This is a genomic window from Paenibacillus sp. J22P169, from assembly GCF_059691995.1.
On sequence record NZ_JCAUAO010000007.1, the window covers coordinates 121742 to 142166 of the forward strand.

Below are 20425 nucleotides of genomic sequence, written 5' to 3' on the forward strand. Positions count from 1 at the left end.
GGAGTGTCCAATTGCAATGAAACCACTATCTTCCTCTCTGGAACAAGTTCAAGAAACATTTGACAAGGTGCGTGCCCAGCTCGAACAGTTTGATTTTAATTTGGGCGGCGGTTGGGATTACGACCATGGCTACTTTGATCGTTCTTTAGATGAAGCGAATAAAGTATGGCTGCGAATTCCTGTTCAAGTGATTACCGGCAGAATCGAAGGCGATGTTGAAGCGACGGATGCCGTTGTCGAGGTAGGTACCCCTTTTGTGCTAAAGCATGTCTATAATGAAGGACTTGATCCTGAGGCTGACATCGAGACAGCAGGCGCATTGATTGATCAGTTCCAATCACCAGTGGATTCCGATGCCGGTATCGAGGATAAATGGGTGAAAGAAGCTGCGAGTGTACTCCAAAAAGTTGAAAACGCCTGGATTCATTAATTTATGTCCTATTTTTACCTCCATTTTATTGTTTTTTAATATTCGTTTAAGGTTGTGAGTGCATGATAGACACATAGAGAACAACATGATCCTTCAAGAGAGCATGCACTTATAACATTAATCAATGGAGGTAAGACCCATGGAAGATAACAAAAAGGACTACAGCGACTTTTTCAAGCCGCAGAATAATGATAATAACGAGGATACGAAGCAGGAGCACTCTCAAGCAACTGAAGGACAAGAGCCGAACAAAGAGAGACCTTCCTACTATTATTCATATGGGCCTTACAAATCCGCTTTTAATGAAGAAAATGAAGGACAATCCTTAACGACTTCTTCCTCCAGCTCGGAAGGCACTTCGAATGTCGAAGTAACACCTCCGAAGACGCTTCGTCCTTTCAGCTTCGGATCAGAGAATACACCACAAGGTCCAGCAGCTTGGGACCCGAACGCTAAGAAGCGTTCCTCGGTCAAGAGCATATTTGCAGCCTTCATGGCAGGGGCGCTTGTTGTCAGTGCGTTGATGTTTACAGCGGATAAAACGAACATGTTCTCAGGTAACCAGCCGCTTGCTTCCGGTTCGAATTCAGCAGCAACCGTAGCTAGCAGTTCGAATAGCAATGGCGGCGAAGTGAAGAATGCAGCTTTAGATGTCGTTCGCCCTGGTAACATCGCGGCGATCGCTCAAAATGCTGGACCTGCTATTGTTAAGGTCGAAGCCCTTGTAAAGCCGAAGACCTCGAGCCGCAGCAATGGTGGTAATTCACTTTTTGATGATCCTTTCTTCCGCCAGTTCTTTGGCGATAATGGCGGTGGTCAAACCACGCCTAAGAGTGGTCAAAATGACGCAGGAAGTGGACAGTTGCAACCAGCGGGCATGGGAACTGGTTTTATTTTCGAGAAAACAGGTTATATCTTAACGAACGAGCATGTGGTTGACGGTGCGGATGAAATTCAAGTGACTGTAGAAGGCTACGACAAGCCTTTCACAGCGAAACTACAAGGCAGCTCCTACGATTTGGATTTAGCGGTGCTGAAAATTGAAGGAACGAAGGATTTCCCTATCCTTCCTCTTGGCAAAGCAGACGACGTTAACGTAGGTGATTGGGTTGTTGCGATTGGGAATCCTTACGGATTCGACCATACGGTAACCGTTGGTGTGCTCAGCGCGAAGGAACGTCCAATTAGTATTCCTGATGAGAAAGGTACTCGCGAGTACAAACATCTATTGCAAACCGATGCTTCCATTAACCCTGGTAACTCAGGCGGTCCTTTGCTTAATTTGAACGGTGAAGTCATCGGGATCAATACAGCAGTAAGCTCTCAAGCGCAAGGTATCGGTTTCGCTATTCCGACTAGCACGATTTCTTCCGTTTTAGATAATTTGAAAAACAATGTCACGATTCCGAAAGAACCAGTTCCTTACCTTGGGGTTGGTCTGCAAGATATCGGTAAAGACTGGGTTAGTGAGTTGAAGCTTTCTAACACAGACGGCGCTTTGGTTGGCAGTGTTCAACGTAAGAGTCCAGCTTTCCAAGCAGGTCTTCGTCAATATGATGTGATCGTAGATTTGAATGGAACGAAGATCAAAAACTCACAAGAGTTGATTACGAAGGTTCAAGCAACGAAAGTTGGCGACAAAGTAACGTTGGGCATTATTCGTGATGGTAAACGCACGGAAGTCCCAGTTACAGTTGGAGATAAGAATACACTTACCGAGACACCAGCTCAGTAAGCTGCAAGTATACAGAATTATATGAAAGGAGTAGAGTCCGCGGCCTCAAGCTTGCAGGCTCTGCTTCTTTTTGCTAAGCGGTAATTTTGCTACAATAGGATTTAGAACGGGGGGCGGAGCAATGAGAGAAAACATTATGGTCATTGATGATGATGAGAAAATCACATCCATGCTGAGACGAGGACTTGCCTTTGAAGGCTACTTGGTAACGACAGCAGCGAATGGTTTAGAGGGTCTAAAGCAGATGTTGGTGACAGAGCCACAGCTTATTATTTTGGACGTCATGATGCCGCATATCGATGGTTGGGAAGTTGTTCGTCGGATTCGTGAAAGCGGAAGTGAAGTGCCGATCCTCATGTTGACTGCGAAAGACGATATTAGTGATCGCGTGAAAGGGCTCGATTTGGGTGCTGACGATTATTTGGTCAAGCCCTTTGCTTTGGAAGAGCTGCTAGCCAGAGTACGTGTATTGCTGCGTAGAAGAGCAGAACGACCTGAACAGATGAACAATCGGCTCGGCTTTGAAGATGCTGTGCTGGATTTAGATACACGTGAGGTTTTTCGCGGCGAGAAACTGATCGAATTAACGACGAAAGAGTTCGATTTATTGCATTTATTCATGCAGAATCCGAAGCGAGTTCTGTCGAGGGATATTATTATGGAGAAAATATGGGGCTACGATTATAGTGGCGAGTCCAATGTCCTAGAGGTCTACATAGCGCTATTGCGTCAGAAGACAGAAGAATTTGGCCATAAACGTTTGATTCAAACGGTCCGAGGAGCAGGCTATGTATTGAGAGGGGAAAATTAAGATGTCGCTTCGCCTGCGGCTAACGCTCTGGTATTCAGGCATATTGGCCATTACGATGCTGCTTTTTGGAATTGTTCTCTATTTCTTCTTGAACTATTTCCTTTATGATCAAATTCGTCAAGATGTAAAAAGGGAAGCTGTTAACAGCTCTACTCGTATCCAGAAAAGTATTGCGCTTTCCCAGAAAGGTCTTGTTGTCGATCTGGAGTTAGAAAGCAGAGATTTCTACTCTACAAATACTTTTTTACAATTATATAATATCGCATTAAAGAGCTATAACCGATCGGCTAATTTACAATATTATGATCAAACCCTGCCCATTAACCAGGCGTCCATTGATAAATTGCAACGGCAGCTAAGTAAGCAGCAAGATGAGGTTGGCTTTTTCGAGAAAACAAAGATCCTCAATCAGGATTTTCTTATTTATTACTTAGGGATAGCTTCCGATAATCAAGGGATGCTCATAGGGGTTCTGCAATCGGCAGTGCCTATTGGCAGCTATGAGAGAACGGCAGTTACGCTTCGTTATACACTCATCATTTGGGCTATTTTAACCATTATTGTTGCCGCTTCGTTGGGGTGGTTCTTGGCTCGTAAGGCACTCAAGCCAATCGAGCGTGTCATTGATGCTGCGAACCAAATCGAGAGTGGAGATGATCTTGAGAAGCGCATACACTATGATGGACCTCTAGATGAAATAGGCCGGTTGACGAATACGATTAATGGCATGCTGGCGCGCATACAAATTACGTATGTGGAATTAGATGAGGCCTACCGCGCACAGCGAAGATTCGTATCCGACGCTTCTCATGAGCTTAGAACGCCCTTGACGACAATTCGAGGCAATGTAGATTTGCTGGAGAAAATGTGGAAGCAAACCTCGGGGACCAAAGCGCTGGCAACGCCCGATCAAGTCCAGATGTCCTTGGAGGCTATGCACGATATTGCTGGGGAAGCGCAGCGGATGAGTAGATTAGTCAACGATTTACTCGCACTTGCGAGGGCGGATGCTGGTGTTCTCATGGAGAAACAACCGATTGAATTCAAGCCTTTAGTTCATGAGGTGGTACGTAGAGCACAGCTGCTCGAGCATACTGCCGAATGGCAAGTTGGCAATCTAGATGCGCTAGAGGATGCGATTGTGCAAGGAAACCGTGATTACCTGCAGCAATTGTTGTTTATTTTTATTGAGAATGCGTTCAAATATACGCCCACAGGGACTGTTACGATTGAGGCAATACGTAGGAACACCTTCGTTGGCATACGGATATCAGATACCGGCATAGGGATGGATAAAGAAGATATCCCACATATTTTCGATCGCTTCTATCGCGCTGACTTGTCTAGAGGTGTAACAACAGGGACGGGATTGGGGCTTTCCATTGCCAAATGGATCATTGATGAACATGATGGGTCTGTTGAAGTCACCACACGGAAGGACGAAGGAAGTACATTTTTAATATGGATTCCAGCAAACTTCCCTCATGCTATATAATCAGATATAATTAGAGGAAATACGATGGCTTAGGCAGGTGGAAGAAATGGAAGTTGTTCGAATATCCCCCAGAGGCTACTGTTATGGGGTTGTTGACGCAATGGCGCTCGCTATGCAAACTGCTAAAAATTTAAATCTTCCCAGACCTATATATATCTTAGGCATGATTGTTCATAACGCACATGTGACGGATTTCTTCAAAGAAGAAGGCGTCATTACGCTGGATGGCGAGAATCGTCTCGAGATTTTGGAGAAAGTCGAAACGGGAACTGTCATATTTACTGCACACGGGGTTTCTCCTGAAGTAAGGCGTTTGGCGCGTGACAAAGGGTTAACGGTTGTTGACGCGACTTGTCCTGACGTGACGAAGACGCACGATTTGATTCGTGAGAAGGTCGCGGATGGCTATGACATTATTTATATTGGCAAAAAGGGCCACCCAGAGCCGGAAGGTGCAATCGGCGTAGCTCCTGAACATGTGCATCTCATCGAGAAGCTTGAGGAAGCTGAGTTGCTCAATCTCAAGTCGAATCGAATTATTATTACGAATCAAACAACCATGAGCCAATGGGATATTAAGCATATCATGAATCGGTTATTGGATCTTTTCCCCAAAGCCGAAATTCACAACGAAATTTGCTTAGCAACGCAGGTTCGTCAAGAAGCTGTCGCGGAGCAAGCCAAGGAAGTTGATCTTGTCATTGTCGTTGGAGATCCGAAAAGCAACAATTCCAACCGCTTGGCACAGGTTTCTCAAGAGATCGCTGGTGTGATGGCGTACCGAATTTCAGACGTCTCTGAATTGAACATAGAATGGTTAGCAAATGTTCGTAAAGTCGGTGTAACCTCTGGGGCTTCCACGCCAACACCGATAACCAAAGAGGTGATTACCTACTTGGAGAACTACGATGCGAAAGATGAAACCAGTTGGGAAATAAAACGTACTATTAATATGAAGAAACTAATTCCTACTGTTAAATCCAAAGCAGCAAGTACCGTGTAATTCCTGCTTATTCCACTCGACGGGATTGAAACTAGCATGCAAAGTACTCAGAAGGTGAAAATGATGAAAGCTCGCTACGATTGGAAAAGTACTAAACGTTGGTTTAGGTACAAATATTTACTTCTTTTACGTGCCAAGGGCGGTCCTTCTAAGGTAGCAAGGGGCTTTTCGATTGGTTTATTCGTTGAGATGTTCACGTTGCCGACTGCAGGATTTGCATTTGTTCTCATCTTTCCATTGGTTTACCTATTGAGAGCGAACCTGCCTGCAGCATTAATTGGCTTTGTGTTCGGTAAAGTCATCTATATACCTTTTTCCATTCTTAATAAGCAAGTCGGGGAAGCTTTAGTGCCGAAGCATTTTAAGATCTATCTCATCCATCATCTACCTCATCTATTATCTAATATAATTAGGAGCGGGCTAGATTTAATTGTTGGGGGTATGGTCGTTGGTCTTTTCCTAGGTATCATTGCTTATTTCCCCGTTGTGCTTTTGCTTAAATACCACACGAATCGCCGTAAAGAAAAGCGTAGAATACGTAAAGATCAGTTGGCTCCTTCGGATACAAGTGAATAGTAAATAAATTAGCGCTTGACGAATTATCGTCAAGCGTTGTATATTTGCTTTAGTGGTTAAAAGCATAGAAGCGTAGAAGCGAACAAGCGTTGAAGCATGTAAGTGAAATAATAATAAATTATCCCATATCATACTAATTAGGAGCGTGGATCACATGATCGCAATTACATCAAACAAAACTTCGGATGAGCGTATTCAGGAAATCGTGCAATTTATTGAAAGCAAAGGGGTTCAAGCGCATGTTTCCAAAGGCGAGGATCGTACGGTAATTGGCATCATTGGTCAAGCGGATCCGAAATTAGCTGAACAACTTCGTCAAATGTCAGGCGTTGAGCAAGTTGTGAAAATTTCGAAGTCATACAAATTAGCTAGCCGCGATTTCCATCCAGCGGATACAGTTATTTCTATTAAAGGTGTTGAAATCGGTGGAGAGCAACTTGTCGTAATGGGTGGTCCTTGCGCAGTAGAAACACCAGAGCAAATCGATGAGATTGCTCGATTGGTGAAAGCAGCGGGCGGACAGGTGCTTCGCGGCGGTGCTTTTAAACCAAGAACAGGTCCTTACAGCTTCCAAGGTGTTGGCGTTGAAGGGCTGATCATGATGGCTGAAGCGGGTAAGAAGCATGGTCTACTTACCATTACAGAAGTCATGACGCCGGAGTATGTTGATGTCTGCGCGCAATACGCGGACATTCTCCAAGTAGGTACGCGTAATATGCAAAACTTTGATCTGCTTCGCAAATTAGGCACGATTCAAACACCCGTATTGCTTAAGCGTGGATTTAGTTCCACTTACGATGAATTCTTGAATGCAGCTGAATACATTCTTGCTGGCGGTAATCCGAACGTTATGCTTTGTGAGCGCGGAATCCGAACATTCGAAACCTACACACGCAATACGTTAGACTTATCGGCCATTCCAGTACTTAAACAGTTGAGTCACTTGCCAGTCATCTCAGATCCAAGTCATGGAACAGGGCGCAGAGAGCTAGTCGTTCCAATGACGAAGGCATCAGTTGCAGCTGGAGCGGACGGATTGATTATCGAAATGCATACAGATCCTGACAATTCAATGACAGGCGATGGTGTACAGTCCTTGTTCCCAGATCAATTTGCTCACTTGCTGAATGATCTTGAGAAGCTTGCTCCATTACTTGGTAAGAAGTTTGATACGAAAAAAGAAGCCATTTTGGCGTAATATACGGTTTTCACAGGAACGGGTTTCTCTAGAAGTGGAGAAACCTCTTTCCTGTTTTTGGATACATGTGAAAATTGTGTGTAAGTGTAAGAATAGCTAACACATCGATAAAAAATACCTGACATAAGTATTGACTGTGTTAGAGGAATCGCTATATAATATGTGAAAGAAAACAAGCAAAAGAAGAACATTAATCATGCAAAGTACGTTGAATGTACGGAAATGGGAGGGTTTTTTAAATGTCAGTTCAAAACGTGTTGAACCTTATCAAGGAAAAAAATATTGAGTGGGTAGATTTTCGTTTCGTTGGTCTTTCCGGTAAAGCGCAGCATATCTCTTTGCCAGCTACAGAAGTAGATGAAGAAACATTCGTGAATGGCGTAGCTTTTGACGGTTCATCCATCCCAGGATTCCGTGGTATTGAACAATCTGACATGGTAATGATGCCAGATACGGAAACTGCTTATGTGGATCCTTTCACAGCACACCCAACTCTAGTAATTATGAGCAACATCCATACACCTGAAGGCGACCGTTATGACCGTGATCCACGTAGCATTGCTCAAAAGGCTGAAGAATATTTGCAAACAACTGGTGTAGGTACAACTGCATACTTCGCTCCGGAATCCGAATTCTTCATCTTTGATGATGTTCGTTTCGAGAATGGTATGAACAAATCCTACTTCGAAGTTGACTCCGAAGAAGCTGGTTGGAACACTGGTCGTAAAGAAGAAGGCGGTAACCTTGGTTACAAAGTTCCAGTTAAAGGCGGTTACGTTCCAGTAGCTCCGATGGATTCCCAACAAGATATCCGTTCCGAAATGTGTAATAAGCTTGCTGACGCAGGTCTTCGCATTGAGCGTCATCACCATGAAGTGGCAACAGCTGGTCAAGCTGAAATCAACTTCCGTTTTGACACATTGACTAAAACAGCAGACAACCTGCTTAAATACAAGTATATCGTTGCTAACACAGCGAGAGAATATGGTAAAGTTGCAACTTTCATGCCGAAACCGCTATTTGGTGACAACGGTAGCGGAATGCACGTTCATATGTCCATTTTCAACGAAGGTAGCCCATTGTTCTACGAAAAAGGCGCATATGCTAACCTTTCCGAAATGGCTATCAACTACATCGGTGGTATCCTGTATCACGCTCCAGCGTTGATCGCGATCACGAACCCAAGTACAAACTCCTTCAAACGTCTAGTTCCTGGTTACGAAGCTCCGGTAAACCTTGTATTCTCTAAAGGTAACCGTTCCGCAGCAGTTCGTATTCCAATCGCAGCTGTGACACCTAAAGGTTGTCGTATTGAGTTCCGTACACCTGACAGCACAGCTAACCCATACCTTGCTTTCGCAGCAATGTTGATGGCTGGTCTTGATGGTATCAAAAAGAAAATCGATCCGCGTGCTCTTGGATACGGTCCTTTCGATACAAACATCTATGAAATGTCCGATGCTGAGAAAGCTGAAATCCGCAGCGTTCCTGGTACATTAGACGAAGCTTTGGATGCTCTTGCAGCTGATTCCGACTTCTTGCTTGAAGGCGGCGTATTCACACAAGATTTCATCGATAACTACATCGACTTGAAACGTGGCGAAGCGAAACAAGTTGCAATTCGTATTCACCCACACGAGTACAACCTTTACTTCGATTGCTAATCTTTAGCACTTTTACGATACAATCATAGGAACTGCCCCTTCATAGGACGCTATGGAGGAGCAGTTTTCTTTTTATTCAAAACGATAGTAATTATTGTTTTATAATTATTATAATTAAATATATACAAAGTTGAATTGTTCGGTATAATTATCGTTAAACGATGAGCAAAGGAAGGATGAATTGACGATGAAAATTACAATTGTAGCAGGAAGCAACCATGGAGCTGCCACAAGTACACGACTTGCTGCATATATACAGCATTTGGCAACGGAAGAACAACATGACGTAACACTTATAGATTTGTACCGAACGCCGTTACCGTTCTATACCCCTGAAGATGAGGGGGGCAATCATCTTGCACTGGAGACATTTAAACATGCGATGCTATCCGCTGATGCGATTGTATTAGCAACGCCGGAGTATCACAGTGGAATGTCGGGGGTATTGAAGAATGCGCTCGATCATGTTGGACAGGACCATTTCAAGAATAAAGCTGTGCTATCCGTCAGCTCCTCTGGCGGGGCGGTTGCTGTCAGCTCGCTGACACAGATGCAGACGACAGTTCGTAATCTACACGGGATTAACTGCCCAGAATGGATATCTATTGGTGGCGATCAACGCAAGAGCTTCCGCGGAGATGCAAGCTACGAGGACATTCACCCGGATGTGGACAAGCGAGTTAAACGTGTTGTAGGATCCTTTTTACAGCTCGCCGAACAGCTTTCGGGACGACCGAATGTGTAATAGCTTCTGCACTTTAGCAGAAGCATGTAAAGACCAAGTCAACAGACTTGGTTTTTTGTATTTTTACACACTTTTGACACATTTATATGGTACAGTATGGTAAAAAATGAACGGTGGGGAGATCATGGGAGTCCAGTGGACGAACAAGGAAGTTGTTCATCTTTTACTGCGCGCAGGGTTTGGTTCAACGAAAGAGGAAATTACAGCCTGCTTGGCCCTTGGAAGAGAGGAAACGGTTCGACGCTTAGTTAGCGGTGAAAATTTGATCGATAATGCCCCGAAGCTCGCTTCCTTTGATCAATTCCACGCAGACGGGAAGAAGGCCTTGGACCCACTCCTCTTAGCGGATCAGCAGATGTACTGGCTCTATCGGATGGTGAACTCACCTACGCCCCTCGTCGAGAAGATGACGTTATTTTGGCATGGTCATTTCGCAACGGCGAATTATAAGGTGAAGGATGCGTCGCTCATGGTGGGGCAAAATGAACTCTTCCGAACATATGCCCTAGGGAATTTCAAAGAGCTGCTCACTGAAATCGGTAAGGACCCTGCCATGATGATATGGCTGGACGTGAATCAGAACAAGAAGGGCAAGCCGAATGAGAATTATGCCCGTGAGGTGATGGAGCTATTCACGCTGGGTATCGGTCATTATACCGAGACGGACGTGAAGGAGTCCGCGCGGGCGTTCACAGGCTGGTCGTACAATAAGAATGAACATAAGGTGAACTACAATGCTAAGCAGCACGATAACGACTCCAAAACTTTGCTGGGAGAAAGCGGCAAGCTAGATGCAGATGATGTGATTGATATCTTATTTCATCAAAAAGCATTGCCAACTTTTCTAGCTGCAAAGCTGTTGAATTATTTTGCAACCGATACGCCATCGGATAGTTGGATTCAGACCCTAGCAGGACTCATCACGCAGAAACAAACCGTGGGAGAAGTGCTGCAAGAGCTGTTCCTATCCGATGAGTTCTACGCGGAGAATCATAGGATGTCGCTCATTAAAACGCCGGCTGATTATGTAGCGGGTATCCTGAAATGCTGCAAGCTCTCCGTCGCCAAGGGGCATGCTCAAGCAATGAGGAAGATGGGGCAGGAACTATTCGTCCCACCTGATGTTGCAGGCTGGAGAGGCGGCGCCTCTTGGCTTACAACGAACTGTTTGTTGGCAAGATATCAGTTTGCTGAAGGGATTGCGAAGCAAATGAATGGACAACAGCTTGCTTCTTCTGCTTTCAAGCCCGATCAAGCGGAGTCTCCAATGGCATGGGCGAAGTTCTGTGCTGAGCTCATGGGAATAACAGAACTATCAGAACAAACACAAAAGAGCTTGAGTGCTTACGCAGACGATACCATTGTACATACCAGCCAGACGAAGCAGAAAACTCCAGGCTTGCGCGGCCTCTTACAGCTTGTATTGATCAGTCCTGAAGCTCAGATGAAATAGGGGGGAACCTTGTGAAATTAACGAGAAGAGATTTTTTGATCAAAGGCACGGCGTTATTCGCAACCCTTGGGCTTGGTGGTGCGCTTTTCACAGATACGGGCAAATCACTATGGGCTGGAAGCTCTGAATCCGGCGTGGATGACCCGGTGCTGGTTGTTGTGCAATTAAGCGGCGGTAATGACGGCATTAATACATTGATTCCATATGGACAAGGCATTTACTATGATTCACGTCCAACACTCGCGTATGCGCAGAAGGAAGTACTGGCGCTAAATAATCAAGTTGGCCTGCATCCTAGTCTCACTGGATTGGCGGCGTTGTATAAGTTAGGCAAAATGGCTATTATACAAGGAGTTGGATATCCGGAGCCTAATCATTCTCACTTTCGCTCCATGGAAATCTGGCAAACTGCAGAGCCTGCGAGAATGAGTCGCAGCGGCTGGTTAGCTCGATATGCAGAAGCTAGCTTACAAAGTAATCCTAATCCGCTAAAGGTGATTCAAATTGGCGGTTCAGGCAGCAAAGCCTTCGCCTCGGATAAGTCGAGTTTTCCAGTGATTCAATCCCTGGAGTCCTATCATGTATTTGATCCTAAGACGGCCTTAATGGACAAGAATAGAATAACCAAAGCGTTCCTGGATATGTATGGGGCATCAAATCAATTGGAGCAACTGCGTGTCGCATCAGCTCGAGGGTCGGAAGCGTATAAGAGCGTTGAAGCGATTCAATCGCTTGCTGCCACTTATACGAAGAAAATTGAGTATCCGAATACGAATTTTGCGAGGGACCTGCAGCTCGTAACGAAGCTGTTGGCTGGAAAGTCGGGAACGCGACTCTTCAATGTAGAAGTGGGTGGATTTGATGATCATGCGGATGAGAAGCTGCAGCATGCCCAAATGCTCACGCAGGTCGATGAAGGGCTGACTGCCTTCTATCAGGATTTGCAGGCACAAGGACTGCAGGATCGTGTTGTTGTCATGGTATTTTCCGAGTTCGGTCGTCGCGTTAGAGAGAACGGAAGCGGTGGCACAGACCACGGTACAGCGGCGCCGATGTTCGTCATTGGCGGTAAGGTAAATGGTGGACTGTATGGGACCTACCCGAATCTGAGTAATTTGGACAATGGTGATTTGAAATATGAAGTGGATTTCCGTTCCGTATATAGCACGTTAATTGACTCGTGGTTAAATGGGGATACATCAAGCGTGCTGGGTAAATCTTATGAGAATTTGAAGTTTATTTAAATAGTAGGAGGTGCACGGTTGGAGCTAGCGGCAATTTCAGATCATATTGCGGAGGGTTTGCAAATTCTCTTCGTTGGCTATAACCCGAGTATCCGATCAGGCGAAACCGGGCATCATTATGCGAATCCGAGCAATCGTTTTTATCGCATTCTGCTGCAGGCGGGTTTAACACCTCGGCTCTACAAGCCGCAAGAGGATGGTGATCTGCTGCAAATCGGTTACGGCTTCACGAATATCGTGTCACGTCCCTCTCTGGCAGCAGCGGAAATCACGGCAGAAGAGTATCGAGAGGGCCGACGTATTTTAAAAGAGAAAATTGAATGCTTCCGCCCTAAGGTTGTTTGCTTTGTTGGAAAGGGTGTTTATGAGCAGTATAGCGGCCGCAGAGGCATTGCATGGGGGATACAACCGAATCCGATGGTAGAAGGTGTTGTTGATTATGTATGCCCGTCTTCGAGTGGACTTGTTCGGATGAAGCTGGAGGAAATGGTTGCGATTTACAGTGGTATTCGACCTGCTCTTGAATAGCTTGTTTGAGGTTTTACTTGATGCTTGATCAGAATATTGCTATCATAGCCATAATACAAAAGCAAAGGTGTGGTCACTCATGGGAAACAGGGCCTATAACTTTAACGCAGGGCCTGCGGCGTTACCGCTCGAAGTACTTCAGAGAGCGCAAGAGGAGTTTGTTGATTTTAAAGGTATTGGCATGTCCATCATGGAAATTTCTCACCGTAGTGCGGAATATGAGCAAGTACATAATGAAACACAAGCGTTATTGAAGCGTATTTTCGGTATTCCGGATGGGTACCAAATTCTCTTCTTGACAGGTGGAGCGAGCTCTCAGTTCTCCATGATCCCTATGAATTTCTTGAAGTCAGGCAAGGTTGGCAGCTATGTGCTGACAGGCGCTTGGGCCGAGAAGGCTGTGCAAGAAGCGGCACTATTCGGAGAAGTTTCTCTTGCGGCTAGTTCGAAAGAGCAGAAATTTATGAAAATTCCTGCATTGAGTGACATTAACCTAGATCCGAATTCAGCTTATCTGCATATCACGTCCAATGAGACCATTGAAGGTGCTCAATTCCAAAGCTTTCCGGATACAGGCAACATTCCTTTGATCGGTGACATGTCCAGTGATATCTTGAGCCGTCCAGTCGATGTTTCGAAGTTCAGCATGATTTATGCGGGAGCACAGAAGAATCTTGGACCGTCTGGTGTGACAGTTGCTATTATCAAAGACGATTTACTAACTGATTTGCCAAAAACAATCCCAACCATGATGCGTTATGAAACGCATAGCAAAAACAATTCCTTGTACAACACGCCGCCAGCATACTCCATTTATATGGTGAATCTGGTGTTGAAATGGATTGAAGAGCAAGGCGGATTGACGGTTATTGAGAAGAATAATGTAGAAAAATCAGGCCTCATTTATAGCGCTATTGATAGCAGCAATGGCTTCTACCGTGGACCGGTAGATCTAGGAAGCCGTTCTGCGATGAATATTACGTTCCGCTTACAAGATGAAGAGCTTGAGAAGAAATTCATTAAAGAAACCGAACAACAAGGGTTCGTTGGATTGAAAGGTCACCGCAGTGTTGGTGGTTTACGTGCTTCTACGTATAACGCAGTCCCTTACGCATCTTGTAAAGCACTTGCTGATTTCATGACGGATTTCCAACAACGCAACAGTTAAGAAATTGAAATAAGCTATTCATGGCACCCTCGTGTGCGCGTGAATAGCTTTTTTTGTTGGAGGCATGGAGTTATCGATTGTAGGGTTTGGAAGCCTGTAGAGGGTCTCTGAGAAGGTTTAAAGGCGGTAATTGAGCCAGAAGTTGAAACTAGATCTAGTGGGGGATTAACGTCCTAGTCATTTCGACATATCCGAAAAAATCAAGTAAAAAATGAAAATATTTTTTCTAAACCCATCGAGCCACGCCCCGTCTAGGATTAGGTGTTTTGGAAATGTAAATAGGTCGTTTTGCTCGTTGACAAACACAATATATTGATATAAATTTGAATCTATCAACTAGATGTCGTGATAAAAAGCGCATTACGAGATTGCTAGCCGAAGGCTCAAATAGAGCCGGAAATCAAGTGAAATCGCAGGTTTTAAGCTTTTTTGACCGCGTACGGAGTCGTTAGAAAAACGCAGATTCTGTCGATTACAGGGTAGCTTCACCCACGAATGACAGACGATAGAATTGGTATCTTCACTACATATAGGTTACCCGCAAGTGTTAGCACAAGATAGAGAGAATTGAGAATGATAGGAGACGGAAGCTATGTTAATTGCTTACGATTCGAAGACTGGAAATGTTCGCCGTTTTATTGCGAAACTCCAAATGCCCGCGGTTCAAATTGAGGAAGCGATGACAATGGACGAGCCATTCGTTCTCGTGACGTATACAACTGGTTTTGGTCAAATTCCTCCCAAGGTGGCTTCTTTCCTAGAAAGTAATTCCTCTCGTCTTCAAGGCGTTGCAGCTAGCGGTAATCGCAACTGGGGAGACGGCTTCGCCAAAAGCGCAGATACGATCTCAGCACTTTACGATGTTCCTGTATTATCGAAATTCGAATTGTCCGGCACCAAAAATGATGTAGAACGATTTGTTCAGGGGGTACAAGCAATTGCGGCACATTGAACTTAATAATGAATTAATGCAACGAGGTACGGATGGTTTCTTCCAATTAGAGAAGGATAAAGAAGCTGTCGAAGTGTTTATGAAGGAAGTCCACAGCAAAAGCCTCACATTCCCCGATACCTCTTCGAAGGTTCGTTATATGATCGACAATAACTTCTATGAGAACGTTTATGACAAATACACCGAAGCTGAAGTTAATAGCGTGTATCAAGTCGCACATGATAATCAATTCGAGTTCGCTTCGTATATGGCAGCATCGAAATTTTATACAGATTACGCTTTGCGCAGTGATGATAAGACGTTATACCTGGAGCACTTCCCGGATCGCGTAGCAATTGTAGCTCTGTACTTGGGGCGCGGAAACGCAGAAACAGCACGCGTTCTTGCTGTGTCCATGATGGAGCAGCGTTTGCAGCCAGCGACACCTACTTTCCTGAACGCAGGCAAGAGCCGTCGTGGTGAATTAGTATCTTGTTTCTTATTAGAAATGGACGATTCCTTAAATTCGATCAATTATGTATTAGCAACCTGTATGCAGCTTTCCAAAATTGGCGGCGGTGTAGCCGTGAATTTATCGAAGCTTCGTGGGCGCGGTGAAACGATTAAAGGTGTTGAGGGCGCGGCCAAAGGCATTATACCTGTTCTTAAGCTTATGGAGGATGCGTTTTCCTATGCGGATCAAATGGGTCAACGCAAAGGTTCAGGCGCGGCGTATTACAACATTTTTGGCTGGGACGTCATGGAGTTCCTGGATAGTAAGAAAATTAATGCGGATGAGAAATCCCGTTTGAAAACTCTTTCGATCGGACTTATTGTTCCGAATAAGTTTTATAAGCTAGCGGAGGAGAATAAGCCTCTACATATTTTCGCACCTTATACGGTTCTCCAAGCCTATGGCAAGCATATGGATGATCTTGATATGGATGAGATGTACGATGAACTCCTAGCGAACCCGAAGGTAAAAAAGAAAGTCGTCATGCAGGCACGTGATATGCTGACCAAAATTGCGACAACTCAACTGGAATCCGGTTATCCATATATGATGAATCGTACGAATGCGAATAAGGATCATGCCCTGAAGGGGATTGGGACGATCAAGATGTCCAATCTCTGCACGGAGATTTTCCAACTACAAGAAACATCTGAAATCAATGATTATGGTCAAGAGGATGTCATACTTCGCGATATTAGCTGTAACCTAGCTTCCATGAACATTGCGAATGTGATGGATCGTAAAAAGCTGCGCGAAACCGTTCACGAAGGCATGATTGCCTTAACTTCGGTGAGTGATATGACGACGATTAGCAATGCGCCAGGTGTCGCCAAAGCGAACCGTGAGCTGCATTCTGTCGGTCTTGGTGTTATGAATCTGCACGGTTATTTGTCCAAGAACAAAATTGCTTACGAGAGTGCCGAAGCGAAGGATTTCGTTCGTACCTTCTTCGCAGCGATGAATTTCTATTCCATCGAAAAAAGCATGGAGATTGCCAAAGACTCCGGTCAAACCTTTGAAGGCTTTGAGCTTTCCGAATATGCGAATGGGAACTATTTTACACGTTATACAGAAACAGATTACCGCCCGCTGTCGGATAAAGTAAAAGCTTTATTCGAGGGCATGCCGATTCCGTCGCGAAGCGATTGGAGAGCGTTGCAAGCGGACGTTCAGAAGCACGGTCTGTATCATGCTTACCGTTTGGCTGTAGCGCCGACGCAAAGTATTTCGTATATCCAAAATTCAACATCCAGCGTGATGCCAATTGTTGAACCGATTGAGACACGTACGTATGCGAACTCAACAACGTATTATCCGATGCCATTCATGGCACGTGACAATTTCTTTTACTATAAATCCGCTTATCAAATGGATCAATTCAAGATTCTTGACCTCATTTCGGAGATTCAAACACATGTGGATCAAGGGATCTCGACCATTTTACACGTAAACAGTGATGTTTCAACAAGACAACTTGCTAGATTATACCTGTATGCGGCACACAAAGGACTTAAATCGCTCTACTACACACGAACCAATCAGCTATCCGTTGAGGAATGTGTAAGCTGCTCAGTATAATTAGGAAGGGGATTACCATTCATGACAAGTGCACCAACCATTAATAAGCCCATCGTCAAAAAAGCGGTGAATTGGAACCGGCCAGATGATGATTTCACGATTACGTTCTGGAATCAAAATATTATGCAATTTTGGACAGATGAAGAAATTCCATTGTCTGATGATAAAATGTCCTGGATTACACTCAGCAACGTTGAACGTGAGCTATATATGAAGGTGCTTGGCGGCCTGACTTTGCTAGATACGATGCAAGGCGGCGTTGGAATGCCGAAGATTCTCGAGCATGTTGATGGGCTGCAGCGCAAGGCTGTACTCAGCTTCATGGGGATGATGGAGCAGATCCACGCAAAGTCTTACAGTTCGATTTTCACTACATTGTCTACGACAGAAGAGATTAACGAGCTGTTCCAGTGGGTGGAGCGTAATCCACACTTACAGTTTAAGGCGAATAAGATTTCACATTACTATGAAAATATTACAACGACCAAAGAGCTGTATCTCGCGATGGCGTCATCTGTGCTGCTAGAAAGCTATTTGTTCTATAGCGGTTTCTACTATCCGCTGTATTTGGCTGGGCAAGGTAAAATGACGAGCAGCGGCGAAATCATTGACTTGATTCTACGCGATGAGAGCATCCACGGGTTGTACATCGGTGTGCTGGCACAAGAGGTCTATGCGGAGCTAAGCCCTGTTGAGCAGGATGAAGCCTATGCGACGTTGTGTGCGCTGTTGAAAGAGCTTCATGCGAATGAAGAAGGCTATACGGATAGTCTGTACGGACCGCTAGGTCTAGCAGACGAAGTGAAAGCATTCCTGCGCTACAACGCGAACAAAGCGTTTATGAACCTGGGTGTTGAGCCGATGTTCCCTGAAGAAGAGATCAACCCGATTGTATTGAACGGACTGAGTACGAAGACGAAGCAACATGACTTTTTCTCCAAAAAAGGAAATGGTTATGTGCGTACGATTCATGTCGAGGCTTTGACGGACGATGATTTTGTATTTTAAGCGGATAGAGGAAGAACAAACCACTCAGGGTGACTGGGTGGTTTTTTTTGTGTGCGCTCAGCCAAGCAGGCTCGATGGAGACCTCTAAGTCGTAAAAATCGACTTAATCCTAACTTGCATAGAATCGTGTTCCGCACGGGAAGGGGTCAGTCTCAAGGCTGATTTACAGCGTAACAATGTTATGTTACATTGAAATGGCAAAGGAGGGATGTACGTTGGAGGAAGATTTGATATCGAAAAAAGAGTTGCTCGAGCTAACAGGGATATCTTATGGTCAATTATACCGATGGAAACGCAAAAACTTAGTTCCTGAGGAATGGTTTATACGTAAATCGGCGTTTACTGGGCAGGAGACGTTTTTCCCTAAGGTGCAGATGCTGGCGCGTATCGATAAAATTTTAAATATGAAGGATGATTTATCGCTGGACGAATTAGCGGATGTGTTCTCTATCGTTCCGAGCGATCTGAAAATAGACAAATTGGAATTAGTGAAACGAAACATTGTTTCTTTGGTGACGATTGAATATGCTGCCCCATTTTTAGGTACGACAGCGGTGTACAGCTTTGAAGAAACGTTGTTTCTGTTCCTATTAGAGGATTGCTTACAATCCGGTGAAATGAGCCTCGATGAAGGGAAGCACCTGCTTCTGACGATGAAAGAGCAATATGCCAAGTTTGAAGGAAAGCCATGTGATTTGATTTTTATCCGAAAGATGGGTATGACTGTATTTCTGCTCGTTACGACGGGGAGTGAACTGTTTTTCGAACATGGTGTGAAGGTTGTGCTCCGCGTGCAGGTGGCGAAGAAAATTGAAGAGCTGAAGTTGAAAATAACAGCAGTGTAAGGAGGTGGAACCCATGCATACAGCGGAACCAAAGCGTAAATTGATGATTTCAGGGATAGGTTCTTCGAACGGCGGAAGCTTTCGGACAGTGAAAATTGATGGCATTGGACGTCTGGAAGGGGACATTGCTTGCTCCGATTTTAATCTAAATGGTCGAGCAGAAGTGAACGGCAGCATCATATCTGAAACTGCTGAGATGAATGGAACCCTTACGATTCAGGGGGATTTGAAGGCGAAGCGTACTCGGATTCACGGCAGAGTCAAGATCGAGGGCAATTATGTTGGCGAGAGCCTTGAAATAAATGGCGCATCAACGATAACAGGTAACTGTGAGGCAGAGAAGTTTAATGCGAATGGTAAGCTGCAAGTAGGCACGCTCAATGCGGATACGATCCTTATTACTTTGCATGGTCATTGTAAAATAGCTGAGATCGGTGGAGAACGAATCCAGATACGTAAGCAGTCAGGCATTGGTTTTGTTCGTTGGTTGAAGATTCTACCTAAGGCTATCGGTAATCATTTGACAAGCCAAACGATTGAAGGCGATCACATTTATCTGGAGTACACGACGGCAGAGGTTGTAAGAGGAGCGAATGTTACGATTGGACCTGGCTGTGAGATCGGACTGATTGAATATACGATCAAGCTTGAGCAGGATAAGAGTTCGAAAGTAAAGCACAGTGAAAAATTGTAGCGAAGAGAGGAGGGTTTGAGGTACAATGGAAAAAGATACAAACAAACGTTCGACAATCGGTAATTTGAACATTACAGGCAGCTCCACCGCGGCAGGAGGCCTATATGATCGTGTGAAAATTGTTGGAGAAGGCATCATTGAAGGTGATATGAAGTGCCGTCTTCTGAAATGTATTGGAACCATTGAGATGGAAGGTGATCTGCAGGCAGGCCAATCAGGCATTGTGGGCACATTTTCATTGACGGGTAATGTTCAAAGCGATACAATGAAAAATTCGGGGACGGTGAGTATCAGTGGTGATGCTGAAATTGGCTCACTTACTGGTTCAGGGACGATTGAAGTGAAAGGCCATATGCAAGGCAACCAGATCGCACTAAAGGGCCATGTCACTGCAGGAGGGGATTGCGAAGTCGATGTGTTTCATCTGAAGGGTATGTTTGATATCGGAGGACTGCTTAACGCAGGGGAGATCGACATCAGACTATTTCAAGATTCAACGGTAAAAGAGATTGGCGGAGAGAAAATTAGAATTCGCAAAGCGAGTATGCTTCATCCGTTAAGCCTCTTCTTCAGACCCTCACCGCATGCCAGAGTAATGGTTTCGGTTATTGAAGGGGATGATATTTACTTGGAGCATACGAAAGCGAAGGTTGTTCGCGGTAACCAAGTCGTCATAGGTCCTGGTTGTGAAGTCGATCTGGTTGAATACAAGGTGCATCTGGAGAAAAAGAAGGGTGCCATTGTGAAAGAATCACGCAAGTTGTAGTACACCTGTTAGATTCGGGTGGTAAGACACAAAGAAATT

Annotated in this window: 19 protein-coding genes; all 19 read left to right on the plus strand. The window is 44.8% G+C overall.

The window, feature by feature from the left end; all coding sequences use genetic code 11:
* The first annotated feature begins 16 nt into the window (after positions 1-16).
* On the plus strand, positions 17-430 hold the full coding sequence (locus AC58QG_RS26485; protein ID WP_497365090.1) for a YugN family protein: 414 nt from the start codon (positions 17-19) through the stop codon (positions 428-430).
* 139 nt (positions 431-569) lie between these two features.
* A complete protein-coding gene (locus tag AC58QG_RS26490) occupies positions 570-2165 on the plus strand; it encodes a S1C family serine protease (RefSeq protein WP_497365091.1) in 1596 nt (531 codons plus the stop codon).
* 121 nt (positions 2166-2286) lie between these two features.
* Complete coding sequence (locus AC58QG_RS26495) at positions 2287-2976, plus strand: response regulator transcription factor (RefSeq protein ID WP_497365092.1); 690 nt, start codon at positions 2287-2289, stop codon at positions 2974-2976.
* A gap of 1 nt (position 2977) precedes the next feature.
* Positions 2978-4471 carry a sensor histidine kinase gene (locus AC58QG_RS26500; RefSeq protein ID WP_497365093.1) on the plus strand — a complete coding sequence of 498 codons (1494 nt, stop codon included), beginning with the start codon at positions 2978-2980 and terminating at the stop codon, positions 4469-4471.
* Between the two features lie 46 nt (positions 4472-4517).
* The gene (locus AC58QG_RS26505) at positions 4518-5474 is read left to right on the plus strand and encodes a 4-hydroxy-3-methylbut-2-enyl diphosphate reductase (RefSeq protein WP_497365094.1); all 957 of its coding nucleotides are present in this window, start codon (positions 4518-4520) and stop codon (positions 5472-5474) included.
* A gap of 60 nt (positions 5475-5534) precedes the next feature.
* Complete coding sequence (locus tag AC58QG_RS26510; RefSeq protein ID WP_497365095.1) at positions 5535-6050, plus strand: DUF2062 domain-containing protein; 516 nt, start codon at positions 5535-5537, stop codon at positions 6048-6050.
* A 154-nt stretch (positions 6051-6204) separates the two neighbouring features.
* Entirely contained in the window at positions 6205-7248 is a 1044-nt protein-coding gene (gene aroF, locus AC58QG_RS26515; protein WP_497365096.1) for a 3-deoxy-7-phosphoheptulonate synthase, read from the plus strand.
* A 239-nt stretch (positions 7249-7487) separates the two neighbouring features.
* A complete protein-coding gene (gene glnA / locus AC58QG_RS26520; protein WP_497365097.1) occupies positions 7488-8912 on the plus strand; it encodes a type I glutamate--ammonia ligase in 1425 nt (474 codons plus the stop codon).
* Positions 8913-9099: 187 nt separating this feature from the next.
* Complete coding sequence (locus AC58QG_RS26525) at positions 9100-9657, plus strand: NADPH-dependent FMN reductase (RefSeq protein WP_497365098.1); 558 nt, start codon at positions 9100-9102, stop codon at positions 9655-9657.
* Positions 9658-9781: 124 nt separating this feature from the next.
* The gene (locus AC58QG_RS26530; RefSeq protein WP_497365099.1) at positions 9782-11110 is read left to right on the plus strand and encodes a DUF1800 domain-containing protein; all 1329 of its coding nucleotides are present in this window, start codon (positions 9782-9784) and stop codon (positions 11108-11110) included.
* A gap of 11 nt (positions 11111-11121) precedes the next feature.
* Positions 11122-12354: a DUF1501 domain-containing protein gene (locus AC58QG_RS26535; RefSeq protein ID WP_497365100.1), complete on the plus strand. Its 1233-nt coding sequence runs from the start codon at positions 11122-11124 to the stop codon at positions 12352-12354.
* A gap of 18 nt (positions 12355-12372) precedes the next feature.
* Positions 12373-12882 (plus strand): mismatch-specific DNA-glycosylase, encoded by a 510-nt coding sequence (locus tag AC58QG_RS26540; RefSeq protein WP_497365101.1) that lies wholly within the window; start codon positions 12373-12375, stop codon positions 12880-12882.
* Positions 12883-12961: 79 nt separating this feature from the next.
* The gene (gene serC / locus AC58QG_RS26545) at positions 12962-14050 is read left to right on the plus strand and encodes a 3-phosphoserine/phosphohydroxythreonine transaminase (protein ID WP_497365102.1); all 1089 of its coding nucleotides are present in this window, start codon (positions 12962-12964) and stop codon (positions 14048-14050) included.
* Between the two features lie 592 nt (positions 14051-14642).
* Positions 14643-15002: a class Ib ribonucleoside-diphosphate reductase assembly flavoprotein NrdI gene (gene nrdI, locus AC58QG_RS26550; RefSeq protein WP_497365103.1), complete on the plus strand. Its 360-nt coding sequence runs from the start codon at positions 14643-14645 to the stop codon at positions 15000-15002.
* A complete protein-coding gene (gene nrdE, locus AC58QG_RS26555) occupies positions 14989-17073 on the plus strand; it encodes a class 1b ribonucleoside-diphosphate reductase subunit alpha (RefSeq protein WP_497365104.1) in 2085 nt (694 codons plus the stop codon). Before nrdI ends, nrdE begins: the two co-directional genes overlap by 14 nt.
* 21 nt (positions 17074-17094) lie before the next feature.
* Positions 17095-18081, plus strand: coding sequence for a class 1b ribonucleoside-diphosphate reductase subunit beta (nrdF, locus tag AC58QG_RS26560; RefSeq protein WP_497365105.1), 987 nt, complete (start codon positions 17095-17097; stop codon positions 18079-18081).
* 215 nt (positions 18082-18296) lie between these two features.
* The gene (locus AC58QG_RS26565; RefSeq protein WP_497365106.1) at positions 18297-18926 is read left to right on the plus strand and encodes a YhbD family protein; all 630 of its coding nucleotides are present in this window, start codon (positions 18297-18299) and stop codon (positions 18924-18926) included.
* Between the two features lie 13 nt (positions 18927-18939).
* Complete coding sequence (locus AC58QG_RS26570; RefSeq protein ID WP_497365107.1) at positions 18940-19620, plus strand: bactofilin family protein; 681 nt, start codon at positions 18940-18942, stop codon at positions 19618-19620.
* Between the two features lie 25 nt (positions 19621-19645).
* Positions 19646-20386 (plus strand): hypothetical protein, encoded by a 741-nt coding sequence (locus tag AC58QG_RS26575; RefSeq protein WP_497365108.1) that lies wholly within the window; start codon positions 19646-19648, stop codon positions 20384-20386.
* Positions 20387-20425 lie beyond the last annotated feature (39 nt).

Coding starts and splice junctions, on each gene's coding strand:
- AC58QG_RS26485 (WP_497365090.1), top strand. CDS start 17: ATGAAACCACTATCTTCCTCTCTGGAACAAGTTCAAGAAACATTTGAC.
- AC58QG_RS26490 (WP_497365091.1), top strand. CDS start 570: ATGGAAGATAACAAAAAGGACTACAGCGACTTTTTCAAGCCGCAGAAT.
- AC58QG_RS26495 (WP_497365092.1), top strand. CDS start 2,287: ATGAGAGAAAACATTATGGTCATTGATGATGATGAGAAAATCACATCC.
- AC58QG_RS26500 (WP_497365093.1), top strand. CDS start 2,978: ATGTCGCTTCGCCTGCGGCTAACGCTCTGGTATTCAGGCATATTGGCC.
- AC58QG_RS26505 (WP_497365094.1), top strand. CDS start 4,518: ATGGAAGTTGTTCGAATATCCCCCAGAGGCTACTGTTATGGGGTTGTT.
- AC58QG_RS26510 (WP_497365095.1), top strand. CDS start 5,535: ATGATGAAAGCTCGCTACGATTGGAAAAGTACTAAACGTTGGTTTAGG.
- aroF (WP_497365096.1), top strand. CDS start 6,205: ATGATCGCAATTACATCAAACAAAACTTCGGATGAGCGTATTCAGGAA.
- glnA (WP_497365097.1), top strand. CDS start 7,488: ATGTCAGTTCAAAACGTGTTGAACCTTATCAAGGAAAAAAATATTGAG.
- AC58QG_RS26525 (WP_497365098.1), top strand. CDS start 9,100: ATGAAAATTACAATTGTAGCAGGAAGCAACCATGGAGCTGCCACAAGT.
- AC58QG_RS26530 (WP_497365099.1), top strand. CDS start 9,782: ATGGGAGTCCAGTGGACGAACAAGGAAGTTGTTCATCTTTTACTGCGC.
- serC (WP_497365102.1), top strand. CDS start 12,962: ATGGGAAACAGGGCCTATAACTTTAACGCAGGGCCTGCGGCGTTACCG.
- nrdI (WP_497365103.1), top strand. CDS start 14,643: ATGTTAATTGCTTACGATTCGAAGACTGGAAATGTTCGCCGTTTTATT.
- nrdF (WP_497365105.1), top strand. CDS start 17,095: ATGACAAGTGCACCAACCATTAATAAGCCCATCGTCAAAAAAGCGGTG.
- AC58QG_RS26570 (WP_497365107.1), top strand. CDS start 18,940: ATGCATACAGCGGAACCAAAGCGTAAATTGATGATTTCAGGGATAGGT.
- AC58QG_RS26575 (WP_497365108.1), top strand. CDS start 19,646: ATGGAAAAAGATACAAACAAACGTTCGACAATCGGTAATTTGAACATT.